At 44.7% G+C, this 23,094-nt stretch carries 17 protein-coding genes and 1 riboswitch; of the genes, 4 read left to right on the forward strand and 13 right to left on the reverse strand.

What is annotated here, in order from left to right; all coding sequences use genetic code 11:
- Nucleotides 1-66 precede the first annotated feature (66 nt).
- Nucleotides 67-1,242, reverse strand: a complete 1,176-nt coding sequence (locus tag CS562_RS05750; RefSeq protein WP_076288447.1) for an MFS transporter — start codon at nucleotides 1,240-1,242, stop codon at nucleotides 67-69.
- 204 nt (nucleotides 1,243-1,446) lie between these two features.
- Between CS562_RS05750 and CS562_RS05755 the strand changes: the two genes are divergently transcribed.
- Nucleotides 1,447-1,995, forward strand: coding sequence for a TetR/AcrR family transcriptional regulator (locus CS562_RS05755; protein ID WP_076288446.1), 549 nt, complete (start codon nucleotides 1,447-1,449; stop codon nucleotides 1,993-1,995).
- Between the two features lie 150 nt (nucleotides 1,996-2,145).
- Here CS562_RS05755 and CS562_RS05760 read toward each other — a convergent pair whose 3' ends face one another.
- The 9 genes from CS562_RS05760 to CS562_RS05800 form a co-directional block, all read right to left on the reverse strand.
- Nucleotides 2,146-2,496, reverse strand: a complete 351-nt coding sequence (locus CS562_RS05760; RefSeq protein WP_076288445.1) for an MmcQ/YjbR family DNA-binding protein — start codon at nucleotides 2,494-2,496, stop codon at nucleotides 2,146-2,148.
- Nucleotides 2,497-2,627: 131 nt separating this feature from the next.
- Nucleotides 2,628-3,404, reverse strand: a complete 777-nt coding sequence (locus CS562_RS05765; RefSeq protein ID WP_099854269.1) for a class I SAM-dependent methyltransferase — start codon at nucleotides 3,402-3,404, stop codon at nucleotides 2,628-2,630.
- A gap of 200 nt (nucleotides 3,405-3,604) precedes the next feature.
- A complete protein-coding gene (locus CS562_RS05770) occupies nucleotides 3,605-3,934 on the reverse strand; it encodes an antibiotic biosynthesis monooxygenase (RefSeq protein WP_099854271.1) in 330 nt (109 codons plus the stop codon).
- A gap of 175 nt (nucleotides 3,935-4,109) precedes the next feature.
- On the reverse strand, nucleotides 4,110-5,489 hold the full coding sequence (locus CS562_RS05775) for a DEAD/DEAH box helicase (RefSeq protein WP_072732762.1): 1,380 nt from the start codon (nucleotides 5,487-5,489) through the stop codon (nucleotides 4,110-4,112).
- 128 nt (nucleotides 5,490-5,617) lie between these two features.
- Nucleotides 5,618-5,932 (reverse strand): DMT family transporter, encoded by a 315-nt coding sequence (locus tag CS562_RS05780; protein WP_099854273.1) that lies wholly within the window; start codon nucleotides 5,930-5,932, stop codon nucleotides 5,618-5,620.
- Entirely contained in the window at nucleotides 5,929-6,270 is a 342-nt protein-coding gene (locus tag CS562_RS05785; RefSeq protein ID WP_063565132.1) for a DMT family transporter, read from the reverse strand. The genes CS562_RS05780 and CS562_RS05785 overlap by 4 nt, the downstream gene beginning before the upstream one ends.
- Before the next feature lie 95 nt (nucleotides 6,271-6,365).
- A riboswitch (guanidine-I (ykkC/yxkD leader) is annotated at nucleotides 6,366-6,466 on the reverse strand.
- A gap of 76 nt (nucleotides 6,467-6,542) precedes the next feature.
- Complete coding sequence (locus tag CS562_RS05790; RefSeq protein WP_099854275.1) at nucleotides 6,543-7,520, reverse strand: aldo/keto reductase; 978 nt, start codon at nucleotides 7,518-7,520, stop codon at nucleotides 6,543-6,545.
- 178 nt (nucleotides 7,521-7,698) lie between these two features.
- A complete protein-coding gene (locus tag CS562_RS05795; RefSeq protein ID WP_180287039.1) occupies nucleotides 7,699-8,685 on the reverse strand; it encodes an aldo/keto reductase in 987 nt (328 codons plus the stop codon).
- A gap of 85 nt (nucleotides 8,686-8,770) precedes the next feature.
- Nucleotides 8,771-9,358: an NAD(P)H-binding protein gene (locus tag CS562_RS05800; RefSeq protein WP_099854279.1), complete on the reverse strand. Its 588-nt coding sequence runs from the start codon at nucleotides 9,356-9,358 to the stop codon at nucleotides 8,771-8,773.
- A gap of 244 nt (nucleotides 9,359-9,602) precedes the next feature.
- Here CS562_RS05800 and CS562_RS05805 point away from each other — a divergent pair, with 244 nt between their 5' ends.
- Nucleotides 9,603-10,520 (forward strand): AraC family transcriptional regulator, encoded by a 918-nt coding sequence (locus CS562_RS05805; protein ID WP_099854281.1) that lies wholly within the window; start codon nucleotides 9,603-9,605, stop codon nucleotides 10,518-10,520.
- A gap of 182 nt (nucleotides 10,521-10,702) precedes the next feature.
- Nucleotides 10,703-11,161, forward strand: coding sequence for an OsmC family protein (locus CS562_RS05810; protein ID WP_099854283.1), 459 nt, complete (start codon nucleotides 10,703-10,705; stop codon nucleotides 11,159-11,161).
- A gap of 101 nt (nucleotides 11,162-11,262) precedes the next feature.
- Here CS562_RS05810 and CS562_RS05815 read toward each other — a convergent pair whose 3' ends face one another.
- Together CS562_RS05815 and CS562_RS05820 are read right to left on the reverse strand one after the other, a co-directional pair.
- Nucleotides 11,263-15,327, reverse strand: a complete 4,065-nt coding sequence (locus CS562_RS05815; protein ID WP_180287040.1) for an S-layer homology domain-containing protein — start codon at nucleotides 15,325-15,327, stop codon at nucleotides 11,263-11,265.
- A gap of 228 nt (nucleotides 15,328-15,555) precedes the next feature.
- A complete protein-coding gene (locus CS562_RS05820) occupies nucleotides 15,556-17,067 on the reverse strand; it encodes a glycoside hydrolase family 30 protein (protein ID WP_076288435.1) in 1,512 nt (503 codons plus the stop codon).
- A gap of 354 nt (nucleotides 17,068-17,421) precedes the next feature.
- Here CS562_RS05820 and shc point away from each other — a divergent pair, with 354 nt between their 5' ends.
- A complete protein-coding gene (gene shc, locus CS562_RS05825; RefSeq protein ID WP_099854287.1) occupies nucleotides 17,422-19,317 on the forward strand; it encodes a squalene--hopene cyclase in 1,896 nt (631 codons plus the stop codon).
- A gap of 125 nt (nucleotides 19,318-19,442) precedes the next feature.
- Here shc and CS562_RS05830 read toward each other — a convergent pair whose 3' ends face one another.
- Nucleotides 19,443-22,826, reverse strand: a complete 3,384-nt coding sequence (locus tag CS562_RS05830; protein WP_099854289.1) for a discoidin domain-containing protein — start codon at nucleotides 22,824-22,826, stop codon at nucleotides 19,443-19,445.
- Nucleotides 22,827-23,094 lie beyond the last annotated feature (268 nt).

Genomic DNA, 23,094 nt, shown 5'->3' on the forward strand with positions numbered 1-23,094 from the left:
GAAATAATTGCTGCTCTTAACTGCACAAATTATACTACAAATCTGATTTAACACACTACCATTCAACTACAGTGAAACGGAATCACTCGTTTTGGCAGGCAACGTCTGCTTGATTTTCAACAACCGTCTTACGTAGATCATGAAAAGCAGAAAAGAAACCAGGACCGACAAAGCACTAACCATAAACAATATGTGATAGCTCATGTATTCGGATACCAGACCCAGGGCCATGGCACCCAGTCCGATACCGAGATCAGTCGCCGTTGAAAAGAAAGCATTGGCCGCCCCTTTCCGATCCTCGGGAGCGAGGCGAAGCGTTATGGCCTGAAGAGCTGGCTGAGCGGAACCAAAGCCGATCCCGTACAGAACTGCTGAAGCGAGCACGCCAAGTAAGGTGGTTGCAAAGCTAAGCACAATCAAAGCAATGATCGTAATGATAAGCGCCGGGAGAATGACTGCTGTCTCTCCTTTCTTATCGGACAGCTTTCCCGCAATGGGCCGGGATAGCGCAAGTGTCGCAGCATAAACCAGAAAGAATGTGCCAGAATTGACTTTGATCTGCTCCGCAAACAAGGGTACAAATGTAGTAATTCCCCCATATGCAATGAAAAGAAAAAAGATTGGCGCCATCACAGGCAAAACTGATTTTTCGAAGATTTGGATTTTCTTTCTGTCCGTATGTGGTTGAAATGGCATTTTAGCTCCCAGCGTCAAAAGCAGGGCCACGACGGACAAACCAACAGCAAAGAGAAACATCGTCTGATATGATGTGCCTTGCATAATCCCCAGACCAATCATGGGGCCAACCGCCATTGCCAGCGTCATGGAGGTGCTAAACCACCCCATACCTTCCCCGCGCCGAGCGGAGGGAATCATGTCAGTCACAGCTGTCATCATGGACGTTGTGGATACAGCCCAGCTCATTCCATGCACGATACGAAGTCCAATCAGCATGATAATTCCACCAACCCAGTTGTACATGTACATCGCCAATATAAATAAAAGCAAACCACCGATCATAAACGGACGTCTGCCAAACCGATCCAGTAGTCCACCGACAAAAGGACGAAGGACGACGGAAGATAACATTAAAGCTCCCATGGCCAAGCCCACCTGTTTTTCATTGCCACCCATCTCTTTAATGAAGAGCGGCAGTGTGGGATACAGCATATAAAATGCAGTAAATAAAAAAAGCAAACCCAGCGTCATTAGAATAAATGACTTTGTCCATAAACGTTGCATCATTCATCCCCCCAACTGTTGTTATGATATCTATGATGCGATCTGATCTTGTACAAAAACAAATATTGATATATTAATGAACATCTGTTAATAATTATAAACAGAATGATTAAGGTTACCATTGTTAATTGGACGCATTTCGTTAATTAGTGAACATTAAACATAAATTTGTTTATTATCTTTAGAAAGTTTGGTGAGAATCACATGACCAAAGTGGATCGAAGAATTCGAAAATCACAAGAAGCCATCAAAGCAGCAGTGATTGAATTGATGTCAGAAAAAAATTTCGATGATATTACTCTACAGGATATTTCCGATAGGGCAGACGTTAGCAGAGGTACCATTTATCTTCATTACGTAGATAAGTATGATCTGTTGGACAAGCTCATTGACGGGCATATCCAAGAATTAAGTGAAATTTGCCATTCGGTTGCCGACCTGGAATGGAAAGAATCCATCGTTCCCTGGTTTACCTATTTGGAAAAGAATTACTTGTTCTTCTCGACGATGATGGCCAGTAAGGGAGCGGTACAATTCCGCAACCGCTTGGTTGAGTTTCTTAATGAGGATTTTAAAGAGGAAGTACACTTATCTCAGGCAAGAAAGTCCGGATTAAGTGAGGATATCCTTCTCCAATATGTGGTCATGTCTTATGTAGGGGTCGTTGAGTGGTGGATCAAGAACGAAATGCCCCATCCACCCGAGGTCATGTCTGAACAATTAGGCGAACTAATCAAAATGAATTTGGGGTAACGTGCAATGTGCACGTAACTAAAATAGCGGTATTCTCAGGATATGAAGTTAACATCCTGAGAATACCGCTATTACTTTTTGAAAAAAGCTGATTTTTCTGCAATTGGCGCCGAACATCTGCTGTCTGAATTGTTATTGCATGTGGCCTAATTACGATATGGATTCCAAAAGACTCTTGGACAGCGTTTTGACAACCAAATCGTATGAATGGTCAATCATGACAAAGATATCCTGTTCCGACAAGGAACCATCTAGAACAATGGTATTCCAATGCTTTTTGTTCATATGATACCCCGGTTGAACAGCTTCATGCTGCTCTCTGAGGTTTTCCGCAATGATCGGATCACATTTTAAGTTCAAGCGAACGTTATCCGCCTTGTCCTCAAAAATAAGCGCAAACATTTTGCCTGCAATTTTCATAGCAACAGGATCAGCTCCGAAGGGATAATCCTTCGTTGCACCTTTTTTCTTCAAACAGTACTCTATAATCTTATTCTTCAATTCCGTATCTCTCCTTTACGCAGAAGACAACAACTTTCCCTACCCAATCTAATGATACCGAATGTACGTTTGCATGTAAATATCAAGCATTTCATTTCAACTATTCTTTCAGTAGAACAGGAATTATCTTCTCAGACAGCTTCCTTAATTGCTACGATACGTAATCGGGTTGTGTCGAGAAACCATTGACCTTCCCGCTCCAAATGGGGCTTAACCTCAGTCAAGATGGCTTGATAAATTGATTCCAGGTCTGCGGAGGAAACGTCCTTAAAGAAATAATCAGCGAAACTGTTTAGCCAATTCCGAAGTCCTTCTTCTCCTTTGAGCGGAGCAGGCTTGTCAAAATGCTGAGCGAATGTGACGCGGAAACCGTTCTGCTCCAGCAGGTTGGCGTATTCACCAAGAGTGGGATGATACCAGGGATTCCGTCCTGCCCACGTATAACCATGCTCCTCCAGAGCCTGCTTCATCGCAGTGATCAAGATGGCGATATTTCCGCTTCCGGCAAATTCAGCTACGAATCGGCCACCTTCGCGCAGGGCCAACCAGATGGATCGGGTTGTTGCCGCAGGGTTATTGATCCAATGTAAAGCTGCATGTGAGAATACAGCGTCAAAGGGTTCATCTGTACGATATTTAGAAGCGTCTTTCACTTGAACATTCAGGTCAGGGTACTTCTGTTGGGCAAGTGTCACCATTCTCTCCGATAGATCGATACCTGTCGGTATCGCTCCGGCAGCTGCGATCTTGGCTGTCAAATATCCGTTGCCACTACCGATATCCAGAATACGCTCCCCAGTTTGCGGCTGCAATAAGGACAGGATATCCACTCCCAGATTAGATAAGAAATCCATTGAATAAATGTAGGGTACTGAATTGTGCTTGTTTTTAAATGGTTCACCAGACATGGCTCAACCTCCTTTATAGATCTTAGATATCTATAATAACTTCAATGTTTAAAACCTGTCAACTTGCGTTCTTAACTCCGTATTATAGTATTTATAATGAACCTCTAAATAGAAATGATGCGACAAAGCTTCTATGGACATACAAACAAAAAAAACCGATCTCATGAAATAATTCATGAGATCGGTTTTCATCATTCGAATTATGCATTCGATACTCTAGCTGTCTTCACTTTCTGCACTTCGTACATATTTACCGTAGTGCTAATCAGATACTCGGGTTTATCCTGTCCTCTTTTCTCCCGATGACCTTTAATATGCACATCACTCTTCTCCCAATTCTTCCATGCTTCTTCTGATTCCCAACGAATTAACACCATTACTTCTTCGTGTTCTTTACTCTTTTTATTAACCATTACACTGAAATCAATCAGTCCCGGCATTTCTTCTACAGGGCTAGGGGCACTGAAACGTTCCACCAGTTTATGACTATGGCCCTTTTCGACTACCATAACGCGAGTTTGAATGAACATGAAATACGCCTCCTGATGCCTCAAGTCACTGAATTTATACAATGGCCTTTGGGCATTTTTTTAACTTCCACTCTATTATTCTATTCTTATTGAAAATGATTATCAATATCGTATCGATTTTGTGATTATAAAAAAACCTCCTCCACGAAATGGAGAAGGCAATTTACTCGTTATTTTAAAGTGCTTTATTCACTTTGCTGCTCTTTGGTTTACTGTGACTTGTACTATTATGGTTTGGTTTACCGCTATTTGGCTTACTACCGTTTGGCTTACTGTGATTAGCTTTACCACTCTTTTTAAACCACTCGGATTTAGGTTTGCGAGCCGGATTCGCTTTTGACTTCGCTGGTTTATCAGCTGCAGATTTATGGGGAGCAGACTTTGATGTTTGATTCGACTTTACAAAAGCAGGCACACTTGTCATCGGATAAGGATGATTTTTCACTTCAGGAATGGTCTTCTTAATTACTTTCTCGATATCCTTCAGGAACGGAAGCTCTTCCTTTTCACAAAAGGAAATGGCCATTCCGCTATGCCCTGCTCTGCCTGTACGGCCAATTCGGTGGACATACGTTTCTGGAATATTAGGAAGGTTGAAGTTGATTACATGTGACAGCTCTTCAACATCAATGCCCCTTGCCGCTATATCCGTCGCCACCAGCACTCGTGTAACTCCGCTTTTGAAATTATTTAGAGCTCTTTGACGCTCATTTTGAGATTTGTTGCCATGAATGGCCTGCGCCGTAATATTCACTTTGGACAAATCGCGAGTTACACGGTCAGCTCCACGCTTGGTACGAGTGAATACCAGTGCCGAAACAATAGATTTATCCTGCAAGATATGATTCAACAGACTCTGTTTTTTGCCATTTTCCAATAAATACACAGACTGTTCAATTCGATCCACTGTGGAGGATACCGGCGTAATTTCTACTTTTACCGGATCAACAAGCAGCGTTTTTACCATTTTTGTAATTTCCGGAGGCATTGTAGCTGAGAAGAACAACGTCTGTTTCTTGCTCGGCATCTTGGCGATAATCCGTTTAACATCATGAATAAAGCCCATATCCAGCATACGGTCTGCTTCATCAAGAACCAGTATTTGCACATGTTTCAGGTCAATACGCTTTTGATTAACCAAGTCAATCAGTCTACCGGGCGTTGCAATAATAATATCTGCACCTTGATTGAGGGCACGCTCCTGGACTTTTTGTGAAACGCCTCCCACGATTGCTGCACAACGAATATCGGTAAAACGGCTATATGCCTTAATATTATCTGAAATCTGAATCGCAAGTTCTCTTGTTGGTGTTAAAATCAATGAGCGAATATGACGTGCGGCTTTGGGTCCATTCGACTTTTCGCTTAATAACTGAATGATAGGCACAGAAAATGCTGCCGTCTTGCCTGTACCTGTTTGCGCACAGCCAAGCAAATCTCTGCCTGCCAATACTGCTGGAATCGCCTGTTCCTGTATAGGTGTAGGGGCAGTATAGTTTGCTTTGTTCAAGCCTTCCAAAATTGCGGGTATAATATTCAAGTCTTTAAATGTCATTAGGTCTCCTTAATTTACGCAACAAATATTCATTTGACGTATATCTCATTTCAAAACGTAACACATAAGGATAACATTAAAAAGCACTTCTGTATATTATATTTTGAAAATCAAGTCCCGAATATCCATTAACTCACCAGTTTCAACCCTACTGCTGATCCAAGCACCATGGCAATAAACAGAATCCTTAATGCATTTCGAGGTTCTCCATAAAATATCATGCCGAGAATAGCTCCCCCGGAAGCGCCGATTCCCGTCCATACAGCGTATGCCGTCCCCATCGGAAGAGTCTTCATCGCCAGCGATAGGAACAGAAAGCTTAGTCCAAATCCCGCGACCAGCATTATGATAGACATCAGGTTACGATCTTTGTGCAATTTATTAATCATCAGAACCCCAATCATTTCAAAGACACCTGCCAAAATAAGATATACCCAGTTCATGATTCATGTACCTCCTTTGTTTTTCCTTTGCTGAGCATTTTAAGACCGATTACGCCCAATAAAAGAACCCCAATGAGCAGCATTTTCCCAGATTGAATGGCCGCATCAAACAATATAATCTCTGCCAGTACAGTCCCTGCTGTACCCAGTCCAACGAATACCGCATATACAGTCCCTACATCAAGTGAGCGGGAAGCCGCGATCATCAAGGTGAAACTGACAATAATAGCGATCAGTGTAGCCCCCCACTCCAGAAAACCACTGGCATGTTTCAATCCAATGACCCAACCGACTTCAAATAAAGCTGCAATAACGACGGACAACCAGGTTTTGTTCATTTCTACACACTCCTTATCAATTTTTGCTACGTGTATTATTAGTTACATGAAGCCAAAATAAAAAAGCCCAGGAAACAAACTGCATTAAGCAGTTCATCTCCCAGGCTTTTGTCCCTCCGTGACACAACCAATAGGCTGTGAGTTTTCTCTCGGACCAGACCGACATAACTGTCGCGGAACCCTAGAAAACATTTGAATATTTTGATGTGACTCCAATTATACACAATTCTTTTTGATTGGCAACCCTTTTTCGCTACTAGGCTAGAAGGAACTTACATGCCGTATATTTTGTGTGGTACGTAGTATTCCTCCAAGCTTGCAACCTCCTGGGCATCTAGCTTGACGGACAAGGCTGCAACGGCATCCTCCAAGTGATGTTCTTTCGTTGCACCCACAATTGGTGCGGTAACACCTTCTTTTTGCAACACCCATGCCAGTGCAACGGTTGCTCTGGAAACACCACGTTTGTTCGCAATATCAGCGACAGTCTCCACTATTTTACGATCGGCATCAACCATTCCCGCAGCAAGTCGGTCTCCAGCTTCGTCGTTCGATGAACGGGATGTCTTTTCATCCCAATTCCGAGTAAGACGCCCTTTGGCAAGAGGACTCCATGTAATTACACCCACTCCCTCTTCACGACAGAGAGGCAGCATTTCCCGCTCTTCTTCCCGGTACATCAGATTCAACAGATTCTGCATGGAGACAAATGGGGTCCAGCCGTTGCGTTCCGCCGTATGTTGAGCCTTCATAAACTGCCAGGCGTACATGGAAGAAGCTCCAATATATCGGGCTTTCCCCGCCTTAACGACGTCATGAAGGGCCTCCATCGTTTCTTCTATTGGAGTACTGCTGTCCCATCGATGAATCTGATACAGATCCACATAATCGGTCCCTAGGCGCTTCAAGCTATTATCAATCTCATTCATAATGGCTTTTCTCGACAAACCTGCACCGTTTGGCCCCGGCTTCATGCGGAAGTAAACCTTTGTTGCAATAACAACCTCATCACGACGAGCAAAATCCTTCAATGCACGACCCACGATTTCTTCGCTTGTACCATCCGAATAGACGTTGGCTGTATCAAAGAAGTTAATACCCAAGTCCAGCGCTTTTTGGATAAAAGGACGACTCTCTCCCTCATTCAACGACCATGGAGCGATTCCGCGTTCAGGGACTCCATAACTCATGCAACCAAGACATAATCTCGAAACGTCCAGTCCGGTACGACCCAGTTTTACATATTCCATAATCAAACCCTCCTTTATGAAGTTAATTTTATCCAATAACTGAGATACAATTCTTTGAAAATCGGATTTTCTTCCCATTTGATCTGGGACTCCAATCTCTCGATTACAATTTGCTTCACTTGGTTCGATAAGCGTTTACTCAACCTTTCCACCCATCTCTCTGGCATACTAAAATGGATCAAAGACCCGTTCTTCTCTCCAATTCTTCCGTATATCTAGAACCCATCAGGGTGATTTTTGCAGCTGCATCATTAATGCTCTGTACATCTTCGTTTGTAAGTTTAATGTCCGCCGCATCCATATTTTCTTTGAGACGACTTGACTTGCGTGTTCCCGGGATCGGTACAATCCACGGTTTTTGGGCCAGCAGCCAAGCAAGAGCGATCTGTGCAGGGGTGGCTTGGATCTTCTCCGCCTTCTCTTTCAACAGATCAACCAACACTTGATTGGCCTCGAGCGCCTGTGGCGTAAAGCGTGGCAGAATATTACGCAAATCCCCCTGATCAAACGTTGTTTTCGCATTAAAACTTCCCGTGAGATATCCTTTACCCAAAGGACTAAAAGGGACAAAACCAATACCTAGCTCCTCAAGCGCTGGAATCAGTTCTTCTTCCGGACGTCTCCACCATAAGGAATATTCGCTCTGAACAGCAGCGACCGGCTGAACGGCATGCGCACGTCGAATCGTGTTCACGCCGGCTTCCGACAGCCCCCAATGCTTCACTTTACCTTCTCGAATCAGATCCTGCACGGCTCCGGCAACCTCTTCAATCGGTACATCCGGATCAACACGGTGCTGATAAAACAAATCAATTGCATCGATCTTAAGTCGTTTAAGAGACTCTTCGGCAACTTTCCTGATCTGCTCAGGACGGCTATTCATCCCGCTCTGTTTGCCACCTTGAATGTCAAATCCGAACTTTGTCGCTATGACAACCTGATCGCGTACAGGGGAAAGTGCTTCGCCGACGAGTTCTTCATTGATATATGGACCATAGACTTCAGCGGTATCAAAGAAAGTTACATCGCGCTCAACAGCTTCCCGTATGACCGCGATCATCTCCGTTTTATCCGAAGCTGGACCATACCCGTAACTCATTCCCATACAGCCAAGCCCAATTGCCGAAACTTCCAAGCCGCTATTTCCCAGTGTCCGTTTTTGCATCATATAACTTCCTTTCTTCATTCAAATGATGTGAATGTGAACTAACGTACATGAATTTATTATCTCCATTTAGGAGTACACTGAATTAATGGGGTTTACTCACACCAAGACTGCGACGTATTTCCAGTTCTGGTGACTCTGCCAGCTTAACCACCAGAGCGGCCACGCTTTTGCAGGATACTTCCCTTCCTTTGAATGGCTCGCCTTTCTGGGTTATTTCATAATCAATCTCGTTTGATCTGGTAAACCACGCTGGCCGTAAGATTGTATAGTCTAGATCTGAAGCTTCAACGATGGAAGCTGCTTTACGATAAGGGTCCAATATACTGCTGTACTTCTGTCCGGGTACTTCATCGTAGATCCCCATGGAACTGATAAAAATCAGACGTTTCACTCCTACAGATTTCATCGTTTCCACGATAGTTCTGGCATACTGTTCCAAGTCACCTGCAAGATTGACATAGACAACGTCCACGCCATTCATGGCGTCTTTCAATTTGAGTTGATCCATCACGTCACCGTCGATCACACGTGCACGATTCGAATCGATATTTCCAAGCCTGCTGGATTTTCGCAAATAGAGTGTTAGCCTGACATCGGTTTCTTTGAGAAACAAGTCTATCGCTTCACGGGCGATTTGACCGTTTGCACCCAAAACTAATACATGACTCATTCCCATACCTCCTTTTGTTCAGGATATAGTTGCTATTTTTGTAGAGGTACTTCAGCTATGCTGTCTGATTGCCTTATTACGTCCCCTTGCTTAATTCTGCGAGCCTAATATTATTATGCCGAACTGAAGGAGCGAAGCGGTATATCATTTGTCTTAATTGATTGCCTGATTCTCTCAGGCCCACTTTTGTCTAAAGTCGTTAAGTCTTATAATGAAGCAAGAACAACTCGCAAGGAGGATATGTATGTCCGATAACGCAGTGCAGCAGAAACAGGAACTCACCGAACTAATCAAACGTCACTCCATTCATAACAGCTCTAAGGAAACGGCAATCCCTTCCCTGTATGTCTATCAGCATTCCAGCATAAGTGAGCCTGCTTACCGGGTTTACAAGCCTTCCTTTTGTGTGATCGTTCAAGGCTTGAAAGAAATCTTGCTGGCACAGGAAAGATTCGAATACGGACCATCCAATTATCTAATTGCTTCCATGAACCTTCCAGTGATTGGTCAGATTATAAAAGCATCCACTGATACGCCATACTTAAGTCTGAAGCTTGAGTTTACACAGAACCAGATTCTTGAAGTACTGAATGATTGTAATATTAAGGTCACCTATAAAGAAAACGCCAGACGCGCGCTGTTTGTTGGACAGATGGAGCCCTCCATTCAAGATGCTGTACTTCGATTGGTTCGGCTACTGGATACGCCGGGAGAAATCCCGTTCCTTGCCCCACTCTATACGCGAGAAATACTGTATCGGCTTTTGCAGGGACCTTATGGAACTGAACTCGCCCAGATTGCAATGGAAGGCAGCAGCAGCTACCGGATTCGGGAAGCCATTGAGCATATTATTCGACATTGGGAGCAACCATTTCGAATCGAAGATCTTGCAGAGACAGCCAACATGAGTGTGTCCTCATTCCATCGACATTTCAAAGAAATTACCGCCATGAGCCCACTTCAGTTTCAGAAGCAGCTTAGGCTTCAGGAAGCACGTCGACTCCTCATGGCTGAGTCAGCTGATGCTGCGGATGTAGCCTTCCGGGTTGGTTACGAGAGTGCGTCCCAATTCAGCCGGGAGTACTCCCGTATGTTCGGCGCACCGCCGAGGGCAGATATCAAACGTTTGAAGGAAAAATATGATCATGTTATGAGTGAATAAGTACATCGGCTGAGAAATTGAAATGTTAGAGAAATGGATAGCCAATAAGCTATCCATTTCTTAATTTAAAGAATGAATATCTAAATCTATTCCCATCCTTATATTGACAGCTTGTGATATATGGAACTATAATCCTTACTAAACCAAGTTACATACAATGTTTTATAAAGGAGAGGTATCGGATGGCTAATGTTCAGACTTTCAAAGCTACTGCCCATCTACAAGATGGGGTTAAAGTGATCACCAAAGCAAGACAATTCGAACTGATCATCGATGAGCCAACAAATCTCGGTGGTACGGACACGGGAATGAATCCTGTAGAAGCTTTACTTGCCTCCCTTGGCGCATGTCAATCCATTGTGGCCCGGGTCTATGCTTCCAAATTCGATGTAGTCCTTGATGATTTCAGAGTTGAAGTTGAAGGTGATCTGGATCTTGACGGATTTTTTAACCGATCTGATGTACGTCCCGGTTATTCTGATATTCGATACACCTTCTATATTAAAACCAGCTCATCTGAAGAAAAAGTTGAATCATTTGTACATTTTCTAGAAAGTAAATGTCCTGTGGGTGATACGATTTCCAATCCGGTAAATACCAAACTCAATCGTGTCATTATCGAAAATGGGATATCGTTGTAATAAAACGAATGAACCAGATACAAAAAGGTACAAAGAATACAGAAAGGCTGCTTCCCAACAAGTTAAACTTGCTGGAGAGCAGCCTTTCTGTAATTTTGAATTTATTTTGTGAATTGAATAGTTCTTTCGATGAGTGTAGCAGCTTCTGCGCGAGTTGTATTCCCTTTTGGTTTCAATGTTCCGTCTGGATAGCCGTTAACGAGCCCATTAGTAATGGCCGCAGCAAGTGCTGAACGTGCCCAACCAGATATTTCAGCGCCATCGGAGAAGTTGATATTACTATCTGAATCTGCGATCTGCGCTGCACGAACGACCATTGTCGCAATTTGCTCGCGGGTCACCAATTCGTCTGGACCAAAGGTGTTATCACTATATCCATTCACAATGCCCAGACCTGCCGCAGTGGAAATTGCGTCTTGCGCCCAATGCGTCGTAGTATCCGCAAATCCTTTGTCAGCAGAGCCTTGCAGATGTAAAGCCTTAATGATAAGAGTAACAAATTCGGCTCTGGTAATTTTTTTATCCGGTCTGAAGCTGTTGTCCGGGTAACCCTGGATCACACCAAGTTCAACCAAATCCATAATACTGCCGGAAGCCCAATGCCCTACGAGATCCGTGAACTTCTTGGTTCCTTCCGGAGTTGGCGTTACGGTCTTATCGGATACCAGAACAGCAAACTTGGTAAAATGATGAATGGTTCCCGATACCGTTCCATTCATTTGATCCACTTTCAAATTATCGAGTAAAACCCACTTTTGGGCTTGCTCGTTGAACCAATACAATCCCACTATTGATTTGTCAAAGTCCACCTTGTTCTTGTCGAATGGCAAGGTAACAGTTACCGGTTTGCTGAAATTCCCGCTCTTGTTTGCAGTAATCTCATAGACCTCCCCGAGCAGTTTCAATGTGGAATCGGTGAACAGATTCGCCGTTTGGCTTACTTTATTTACGGAAATGACGATGCTGCTATCCGTCGCTCCAGCTGGCACATTGATTTTGACCCCGCCCAGGCTCAACAATCCACCATTCACAGTAATCGTTCCACTGTTGGCAGTGGTACCCGTTTGATCCCCATTCGTTCCTCCAGTTGAAGTTGAAGGATTTGAAGGATTCGAAGGCGTTGGTGAAACGGAGGTGGATTCTCCGGCTCTGACGACAGTTATACTGTAAGTCTTGCTTGATCCATTACGTGCTTGTACGGTAATTTGAATTACATTTTTTCCAACAGACAAACCGAAAGATTGATTTATTCCGTTTGCATAAGGTTCACCTTTAGCAGACAAGGTAGCCCGGCTATCCGTAGCCTTCGCCATAACGCTGATGGAGTCTGTTGCTTGTTCAACATTCAGAGTATACGCCGTGATTGTAGGATTGAATGCTGGAGTTAAAGAGCCTTGATCAACAGATAAATCATCCAATGTAGAAACGTCAATCAGCTTCCCGGTTCGCATATCTTCCTTTACAAGCGCAAAATCCGCTGCGACCTGGTGGGAGTAATCCTCCGCTGCATTAAGAATAAAGTTCTGCAAATCATCCCAGATGGGTACGATATTCGATACAAAACGTTCCTCAAAACGATAGTTCAACTCATCGGATACCTTGTCCAAGCGCGAACTTGCATAAGCGTAAGCCTTGGCCGCATCGACCAAATACTGCTCCAGCTCTTCCTTGTTCTTGAATGGCTTATCTGTGTAATCCCCTTTAAAAGGTGATACTTCCTTAATCAGATACGAGCGATTCATTGCTTCGAGTACACCCAGATAACAATCGGGATCGACTGAAGTTTTAAGATAAGCATCTTTCGATACATTGGCGTCCCGGGTCTGCTCTTTCACGTCGAGCAGAATATCATCCGTATTGGCCTCACTTGCTCCTTCGATTAACACATTGTAGCGTTCAACCCCAATGCTACCAATTCCCTGATGAATACGGCGTACAATATCCTTTATCTTAAAATAGGCATCGAATTCATCATCACTCAGGTTCGGGAAATTGCTTCTGACTTGTAATTTGTATGCTTCCCAAGCGGCTTGCAGGGAAGATTTCTCTGCATCTGTCGCGGATTCAAACTTATCGGAGTTGCCGGCAATGTTTAATTTTCCATCAAGTGCCCGCTTGCCGAGCAATTTTTGCAATGCCTCCTCATAAGACACTTTAGAGACTTTGTCCATGACCTCTTTCGTATAAGCCGTTACATTGCTTTTGGTCAACTTGGTGTTTTTAGGGTTTATCTCGCTATTAATCTCTATCAGAGTATCCTTATAGGTATTTAGAAAGGTACGAGATACATCCCGGAAATCGGCGTCCTGTAGATTGCTAATCGCAGAGCTGTCTTTTTCGTATTTGACTACATAAATACTTGTAACAAAGCGAATCAGGTCGTCATAAAAGCTGCCAATGCCGGAAGAATCCACATCGTTTAAGCTGAACACCATTTGATTGGTACTATCGTTAAAAGTCCCCACATTCTGAATATGGGCGTCGCCTTGCGTGTAAGTAAGGACGTCCTTCTCATTCCAGCCTGGAATGACCAAACTCGGAGAAGGAATAATACCCGCTGCCAGATCAGCCTTGAATAAGGAATGTGTGCCGCGCAGGAAGGTATATTCGTTCGCTCCCATGGCATCACTTCCATATTTATATTCTTTGGTGGCAGGGTCATTAAAACCTGTATTGTCCGCTATGATGCTGTCTTCAACGACACGTTTGCGATTCTCATCAGCAAGAAGTGGTTGACTGTACCGAAGCAGCGGGACGCTGATCACTTCCGAAGCCAGCCAGTCCAGATCCTGCACAGTATCAACCATTAACGTCACATTCAGCATGACGGAGTTCATGACAGCAGAATTGGATGTACCCGAAATGGAGAGCGTGATTGTACGATCACTGCTTCGGCCCTCAGCCTTGATGCTCCAGTCTCCCTTAGGAAGGCCCGTCACACTGTAAGCATTCGAGTCCAATACCCCATCCACGGGAACGCCGGCGCTAAGATTGAGTTGGATCGTGGTATTCAAGTCCTTCGCACTGTTCATACGAATGTTGGACGATGAGGAGTCCAATGTTGCTACAATCTTATTGGATGGCGTGAATTGAGCCAAAGTTACGGTATTGCTTCGTTGATACACCGTTGAGGATGAGACTGGTCTGTGTGCTTGATCCCACGCACCAGGATGAATCTCAAATGTCAGAATGCTGTCTGAAGCTACATTCCCAGTACCGTCTCCAGATATGGTCACTTCGATCTGATCACCGTTCGCATTGGCTTCAGCAGTGAATCCTGCCGGGAGGCCTAGTACACTGAAGTCATCGGATGACCATGGTCCCTGCTTAACCAAGCCTCCAAATGCATTTAACGTAATCTTGTTATGTACAGGATCTACGCTCGAAGCCGATTGCATCTCTAACCTTTGATTACTTTCCAGAATGACATAGGCGGAAGTTGTGCTTGAATTGCGAGCCTTCGCCCCTTTTACCTTCTCAAAGTCATTTCCGTTATTCCGAGTGTCCCAGTTGTTTCCACGATTCGGAAACGCAGCTGCAGTCGTGCTATTCTCTGGATTCAGCGGATCATATACCAAACGCTGCATGGTGCTCTGCTTGCCCGCTTCCGGCGCCGGACTTCCCCAATAAGCGTCAGCACTATATCCAACAAAATCAATTACATGTTCCTGTAAAACATCTGCTGTTGGATCATTAGCAGTCAACAGTTGTGTCGTATTTAACAAAACCAGCTTTCCGCTGTTGTTGCCTAATTTGAATGAAGTTTCAGTCGCATCTGGCTGTGGAAGCTGCTCCCCGACATTTCCATTGCTGCCAAGCGCAATCAGATAATAACCAAATGCCGGAATCTGGGCAGTCGTTGTACCTAGCTGAGCTGCTTTCCAATTATTTTTTTGGGTATCCGCAAATTGTATGGACCAGTCGTTCAGCGAAACAGGTTCTGCTGTCGGATTATATAGTTCTACAAAGTCGTTGCCGTACACGTCGAGTACGTCGTCTTTTTTGCCTCCATAAAAATGGCTGATCACCACGTTTTTTGCTAAATTGCTGGTATTAAGGTTTTCTGATGCTGCAGCCTGTCCGATTCCTGCAAATGTCCAGAATGATTGGATAACCATTACTGCCACAAGAATCGTCGCTACCCAGCGTTGATTGATGTCTTTCAAGTTGTCTAACCCCTCTCCCATATAAAAGCTCAGGCTAGTATATCAACCCAATGTAAGAGGACAGTTAAACTAAAAAATCATAATATTAAAATTGTAAAATCCTTGAATACGTAAAAATCACAACAAATGTATACCGTGGATGATCTTTAAATAAAAGCAAATAAAAGAGCCGCGACTGATCGCGGCCCTTAGCTTGCTGAATGCGGGAATCTGAATTCCCCCTACCCCTTAAGAAACATTTCCATTCCATTTATACGTCATGGCGGACTTGCCTGGAATGGTGACAACGAAGCTTTGGCTGCCCCATTGGATCTTCACATTTTTCGACGAGCTGGAAGAGTTGTAGGCAACTACCACTTTGGAACCGTCCGGATTGCGGAAAGCCACATTTTTGACTTCAGATCCGGTGTTGCTGTCAATGCGGTATGCATTGGGTACTACAAATTTACTAAAGTGACCCAGCAAATAATATTGTTTGTGATATGTGACATTATTCTCAGGAGCATCATTACGGTTGTCCGAGTTACGGATTGTAATCATGCCTTTGTTCGTGTTGTTCGGTGAAAGCAATGCTGGACCGTCTTTTTGATCCAGGGCAGCGTTCCAGAGAATGATCGATTTGGACCAGTTTCTCGTAATATTAATGAACTCGTTCATCATATTATCGAAACCTGAAGAGGTACCATTCTGCGGATCATTCCAGTTGCCGAAACCACCCTCTGTGAACCAAACTTCCTTGTCCGGATGACTGTTATTCATGGAGGTCATGGTCGATCCGTCCCCACTGTCATAATGGTGGAATGCACTGCCGGAAACGTAGCTGCCCTTACCTGCGTTCTTCAGATTCGTAATGACTTGGTTCGGGAAGTTCCAGTCCAAAAAGTTATGGTCGAATGCAATAATCTTAGTGTTAATTCCGGCATTGCGGAGTGTTGGTCCAAGATAATCGCCGATAAAGCCCGTCTGATCCTGTACATTCATACCCATGGAAGGATAATGGGATGGCTCGTACATTGGCTCATTTTGCAACGTAACAGCATAGATGGGTACACCTTCAGCCTGGTAGGCTTCAATGTATTTTTTGAAATAGTTCGCATATGTTCCGTAATGTTCTGCTTTCAGTTTGCCGCCATTCAGATTGTTGGAATATTTCATCCAGGCAGGCGCACTCCATGGGGAACCCATTACTTTGATATTAGGATTCTTAGCGATTGCCGCTTTGACCATGGGCAGTATGTAAGCCTTGTCCCGGTCGATCGTAAATTGGTTGAGTGAAGTATCATTTGGCGTATCGGCATAAGTGTAGGCGGCCCAGGCAAAATCAGAACTTCCGATCGGCTGTCTCAATAAACTAAGCCCAATACCTGTGGTGCCAAACAACCTCTCCATCACTTCCGCGCGCTTACTGTTATCCAGCTTGTAGTTCATGAGCCATGCGGAAGCATCCGTTAACGACACTCCAAAACCATCCATTTGCTGATACGTTTTGTTCTCATTTACCGTAATGGTAACATCGGCATTGCCTGAGTTGCTGCTGAAGTTTTTGGATGCAATCTTGGTGAGTCTCGCATCTGTTCTAAGTCCCACTGCAGGTTCGGAATTGGGGTCTGAAGTTGAAATCCATACCTCCACCTGTTCACCCGCGGCATGCGCAGTCTTGGGCATATATGAACCATATGAACCTACCGTTACCAGGAAAGTGGACAGCAACACTAACGCACTCTTTTTCCATATCTTCATCAACATATCTCCTTTGATTTATTATAATTTGGACTGCCAAATATTGAATACTACAAAATGAAATCGATTTCATTTTCAAAAGCATAAAGTCTGTTTTTCAGTTATTGCATGTCGTAGTACTTACACCTCCTTTTTGAAGGGTATCGGAGAAAGATATAGATCAAAATCTTGTAAGCGTTAACAAAGATATTTATACACTTTATTGGAAAAAATTTCAACACTAAATTTTATTTTTTTATTTAAAATTGTAGAAAACCCTAAATTGGACTGGATTCTACGCTCATTCTGCTCCTCATTTCCCCCAGTCTGCCATCATATAATACATAAATGACGTACTCTGGAGGTATCCGCGGAATGAGCCATGTACTGAACACGATTGATGATGAAATAAGTCGGATGACGACTTCCTTGCTTCAACAGCAGCGACAAGACGGTTCCTGGCATTTCTGTTTTGAGAACGGGACGGTAATTGATGCTTATGTCATCATTCTCTTTCGGATATTGGAAGTCCCAAATGAAGTGCTGATCCGGGAGTTACATGACCGTATCCTTAACGAACAGCAACACGATGGATGCTGGAGATTGTACGCCGATGAAGAGGGTGGAAATTTATCCGCATCAGTTGAAGCCTACTACGCCCTGCTATACTCCGGGTACAGCCAGAGTACGGACGAGCCAATCCAGCGGGCCAAACAGTATATTCAGTCCAAAGGAGGTATCGGGAAAGTTACCAGCATTTTGACCAAAGCGATACTTGCCGCTACTGGACAAATGAATTGGCCTTTATCCATCTCTATGATCCCCCTGGAGATACTGATGTTCCCTACCTATTTTCCCATCAACTATTTTGAATTTTCCGGATATTCCAGAGTTCACCTCACTCCTATGCTCATTATGGCAGACTTACGTTTCGCTCTTACAGCCCCCCATGCCCCCGATCTGTCTGATCTGACCGACTTACGAAATGTGGAAAATGAGCCAACTGCTCAGGGATATCAGGAAATGCAGGACGACATTCTAAGCGGGAGAAGCCGACTGCTCGGTAACCCTCGCCACATCCACAACACTGCAAGAACGAAGGCGGAACAGTTCATGATAGAGCGAATTGAATCTGATGGCACATTATACAGCTATGCCAGTAGTACAATTCTCATGATTTTTGCCCTATTGGCCCTAAAATACGATAAGCAGCACCCCCTGATTACAAAAGCCGTAACCGGACTCACGGCAATGCAGTGCCGTTCTTCAGGAGGTACAACAACGATTCAAAACTCCCCATCTACCGTATGGGATACGGCCTTAATCACCTACGTATTGCAGGAGGCTTCTATCACCGATGACCATAAGTCTATTCAGCTCGCGGCCTCCTATTTGCTCTCCCGTCAGCAAGATAAAACAGCCGACTGGAGCATCCATAATCCGAATACAGCCCCTGGAGGATGGGGATTTTCGGAGTCGAATACAATCAATCCAGACGTAGATGATACAACAGCAGCTTTACGGGCTATTCGAAGCTTGTCCACAACTCTTCCAACATTTCAGGAATCCTGGAATCGCGGACTGAATTGGGTTCTGTCCATGCAAAATAAAGATGGCGGCTGGCCGGCATTCGAAAAAAATACAAACAAGGAGATGCTCACCTGGCTTGCCATCGACGGTGCCAAATCTGCGGCTACAGACCCTTCCGAAGCTGACCTGACGGGACGTACCTTGGAGTACCTCGGTAACTTTGCCGGGCTTGACACCAAGCATGAATGGATCAATCGTGGAACGAAATGGCTCATTCGAAACCAGGAGAAAGACGGCTCATGGTACGGAAGATGGGGCGTATGTTATATCTATGGTACCTGGGCAGCATTAACCGGTCTTACGGCAGTTGGGCTACCTGCAAGCCATGATACAGTACAAAAAGGAGCCAAATGGCTCTTAAGCATCCAGAACTCTGACGGTGGCTGGGGAGAATCCTGCCAGAGTGACCGACTCCTGCACTATGTGCCATTAGGGGAAAGCACCCCTTCTCAGACCGCTTGGGCACTTGACGCACTAATTGCAGTCCAACCCAAACCCACACCCGAAATAAATAAAGGCATTCTAAGGCTTATTGCATCAATACATGAGAACGATTGGAGAACCACTTATCCAACAGGAGCTGGTCTGCCCGGGAATTTCTATTCCCATTATCACAGCTATACATATATTTGGCCTCTTGTCACATTAAGTCACTACAGAAGCAAATATGGGGCATCTTAAAAACTTACTTGCGCGGCTATTTTTCAATATTTCAGATCCGGATCAATGTTCACCCATACCTACTCCTACTTCACACAAAAAAGCAGGAAGCTCGTTGAGCTCCCTGCTTTTGTTTGATATAAATTTTATTGAATGATCAAATTAAAGCCATTTTGAATCTGATTCACATTAGGGTTGGCAATGTTGCTTGTTGTCAGATTATTGAAGGTGGCAGAACCGTTACCCGTATAGGTGTAAATTGCTGCACCTTTATGCGGGGTTGTGAACCTAGATGTCTCAATGCCGTCCAGACCAGTACCATTAATGTTGATGTTATTAAACACAATGTTCTGGAAACCGCCGCCGTACCCGAATTGAACTGCACTGCGCTGCGTATTGAGGATGTCAATATTGGTAAACGTTACGTTCTTGATGGAATCATTGGAAGCTTCCAGATCAATAGCTCCGCGTTCACCATTGTACAGATCTTTACTTGTGCCACTGTTAATGATCGTTGTATCGGAGAACAGAATACCTGTGTTATTTTGGAAATGGTATCCAGGGAAAACCGTGTTCATCCGGATCGCCGAACCACCAACCGTATCAACAATCAGGTTGTTGGTTGCCTTATGTCCGCTACCACCAAAGAATGCAATGCCTGCTGCGCGCCAGTTATTCTCAATCGTGTTGAACGAGAATGTATTGTTCACACCTGCAGGAGCACCATTCACGTTGCTGGTCCATACGGCCAGACCATCATCACCATTGTTGCGGACACTGCTGTTGCGTACAGTCGAATTGCTCGTGCCTTGGGCAAAGTTGACACCGTCAGCAAGGTTATTCCGAATACGACTGTTCTCGATCACTAGGCCATCGGCAATGATTGCAGGTGTGTGGGCGTAATCCCCTACCCAGAAACCACATTCAAAGTGCTCAACCCATACGTTGCTAACCTTTGAATTTTTACCGAAATTGTCCATAAATCCTTTGTAAACTGCATTCTCGTTATAGCGCGAACGCAGCATGGAATTCATATAAATATTGCTGAAATCCAGCTTGCCCTGCACACGGAAAGAAATCCCGCCTGAAGCTGCATTAGGGTTCGTAAACTGAATGTTCGTATGCCAGATACCTGCACCTACAATGGTAAGGTTGTTAATCATATTTGTCGGCGTACCAATTTTCCACATATTGCCCAGATGGAACGTGCCCTCAGGGATATATAGAGTCTTGCCTGTAGATACCGCGGATTGGACCGCCGCTTCGAATGCGGCAAGGTCATCTTTTCCATCATTTGCAATCGCACCGAAATCGGTTACAGAGACGGAGTTAGCCGGGCGCGGGATTACCGCTTGAACGGGTTCGATTTCGAGGAAATCCACACCGTATTCCAGGTTATCTCCATTGTTTTTCTGAATACGAATGGTGTCTCCAGCTTTTAGAGGTGTATCCAGTTTCCAGTGCACTTCATCAAAACGGAACAACGGACGTCCTGCACTTGGTGTATCCCCCGGATGATCACTGGAGAAGTACTGCCAATTGTAGTAGGAGGTCAAAGGAACCGTTTTGGCCTTGGTCCCGTTAACATAGACGTCAAGTGCGCCGTTAAGACCCATGCCATCTGTGGAATCCGGCATCGTGAATCGCATGGTTACACCTGCGCCTCCCTCCCCTTGTCTAACCGTCCATTGTGCATAGGAACCGTTGGAAGGAAGAGCGATATAGCGCTGGCCAGAGGCTTCCGAAGCCGTCAGAGCCTGATCAAAGGTCGGTGCGGATTTCAGTGTGGCACTGCCACCCCGCGTAGCATCATCCGTATCATACCGGGTATAAGGCATGCTTGCACCACGGGCTGAATATACGTTCAAACCTGTTGTAACGACGTTATTCGTTTGTTTGACCGGAGCTTCATTATTGTCCACTGCTACGGTAGTTGTCACATTGTAGTTACCAGTTGCAGCAGTCCAGGTACCTACATTGACATTGACCGAAGCTCCAGGTGCTAATGTACCGGTATAGGAACCACTATACGTCTGAAGCGTTGCTCCGGCAGCGTTCTTGAGAACCACTGTAACTCCGTGTGCACCACCTGCGGAGGCCATGTTGCCTTGATTTTTCAGATTAACTGTAAATGTTACTGTACTGTTTGCTGTAGGGGTTCCAGGACTCCAAGAGACCGTGCCTACCAGATCAGAACTTGTAATCGGTGCAACCACCAAAGAAGAGGTGTGTGTGTAACTGTTGTTTCCTTCATTCTCTTCGATAATCTGGTTATTCTCATCTACCTTGGCACTGAGCGTATATGATGCAGCTGCTTTATTGCCAGCATTAAGCGAGACCGTAGTCGAAGCCCCTGCTTGCAAAGTAGCTACAGGTGAGGAACCCGCCAGTTCATTGTTAAGATAGAAGTTGACGCTAGAAGCTGGAGAAGCGGCAGAACCAATGTTTTTGACGATGGCATTAAGGGTGATGGCATTGTTCTCCACTGGAGACGATGGAGACCAGGACATACCTGTAATCGTCAGATCAGGATTGGGTGCAGGTGTACCGAATACCTGAAATTCAGCAATTTGCCCGGCAGGAGCGCCCGAGTTCGTGGTAATGTTCAGTTGCAGACGTTTAACCGTTGCTGTAACGGGAATGGTCACCGTGTTACCAGAAGCCGGGTTGAATGTATATGATTGGGCGGAAACCAGATTGCTGAAGGTGGTTGTATCCTGGTTATGTCCAAGTACTTGAATGGTCTGTGTTCGGGTGCTCCAGACCGGATCCGGGTTCAGTTTAAGTACAATGGATGTAATCTTATGATTGGAGCCGAGATCCAACGTCAGTGAGCTTGGATTGCTGCCTCCTTCCCAGTACGAATTGATATTGTTATCGTTAGCATTTGCAGCTACAAAGGATAAAGTGCTGGACGATGCAGTAATCGACTTGCCGATGGCGATGTTGCTTCCCTCTGTAGGGATGATTGGGGGATCCACAGGATCGGGGCCAGGTAGCGTTGGTCCCTCACTGCCTGGGCCGTAAATTTCAAATGTCGACAGTTGAGCTGCCGGCCACTCGGAATTGCCCGTTACGCTTAAGCGAACGAACCTTGTCTCGACAGCAGGAAAATCGATGGTCACCGAGTTCTCCCCAACTGATGGATTAAATACATAATCCGCAGAACCTACGATATCTGCGAACGATGAACCGTTCGTGCTGCCTTGCACGGTTATCGTTTGGGTTCTCTTTTCCCACACTGTCGGAATCTTCAATACAATTTGGTCAATGTTGGTGTTGGCGTCAAGATCCACTTGAATCCATTGGGGGAACTCACTATTGGTACTTTCCCAATAAGTTGCTTGGTTATTGTCAATCACATTGGTCGGGCTGTATGTTTGGTTGTACCCGCTCGCGGTAACCTGTTTGCCCTGTGCCAGATCCGGTCTTTCGGCTGCTGATACAGGAGATGGAAATCCGACAGTCAGGAATACGTTCGAGATCAGCATCGTTAATACGAGTGACCACACAATGTACTTGTTGCGCAAATTCAATTCCTCCTCAGGTTATTAGCAAAATGGATTTTCAAAGAAAATGGACGGTTGATCTGCCTAATTCTTTCGCTGCGCCGATCATCACCCCCTTATCAAAGTACAAAACAAAAAAATAGAAAACTCATACAACAACATGGTTACACGACAGTATTGCGTGGTTGCTACTTAACTTGAGGAGTTTCTTGGATAAACTGATTTGATTTTCTGCTTGGATTTGTCATCTCTGGAATAGATTAAGTATAAACCGCTTCCAATTCTCCTT

It is taken from the genome of Paenibacillus sp. LK1, from assembly GCF_002750415.1.
In the GTDB taxonomy this organism is placed as follows: domain Bacteria; phylum Bacillota; class Bacilli; order Paenibacillales; family Paenibacillaceae; genus Paenibacillus; species Paenibacillus taichungensis.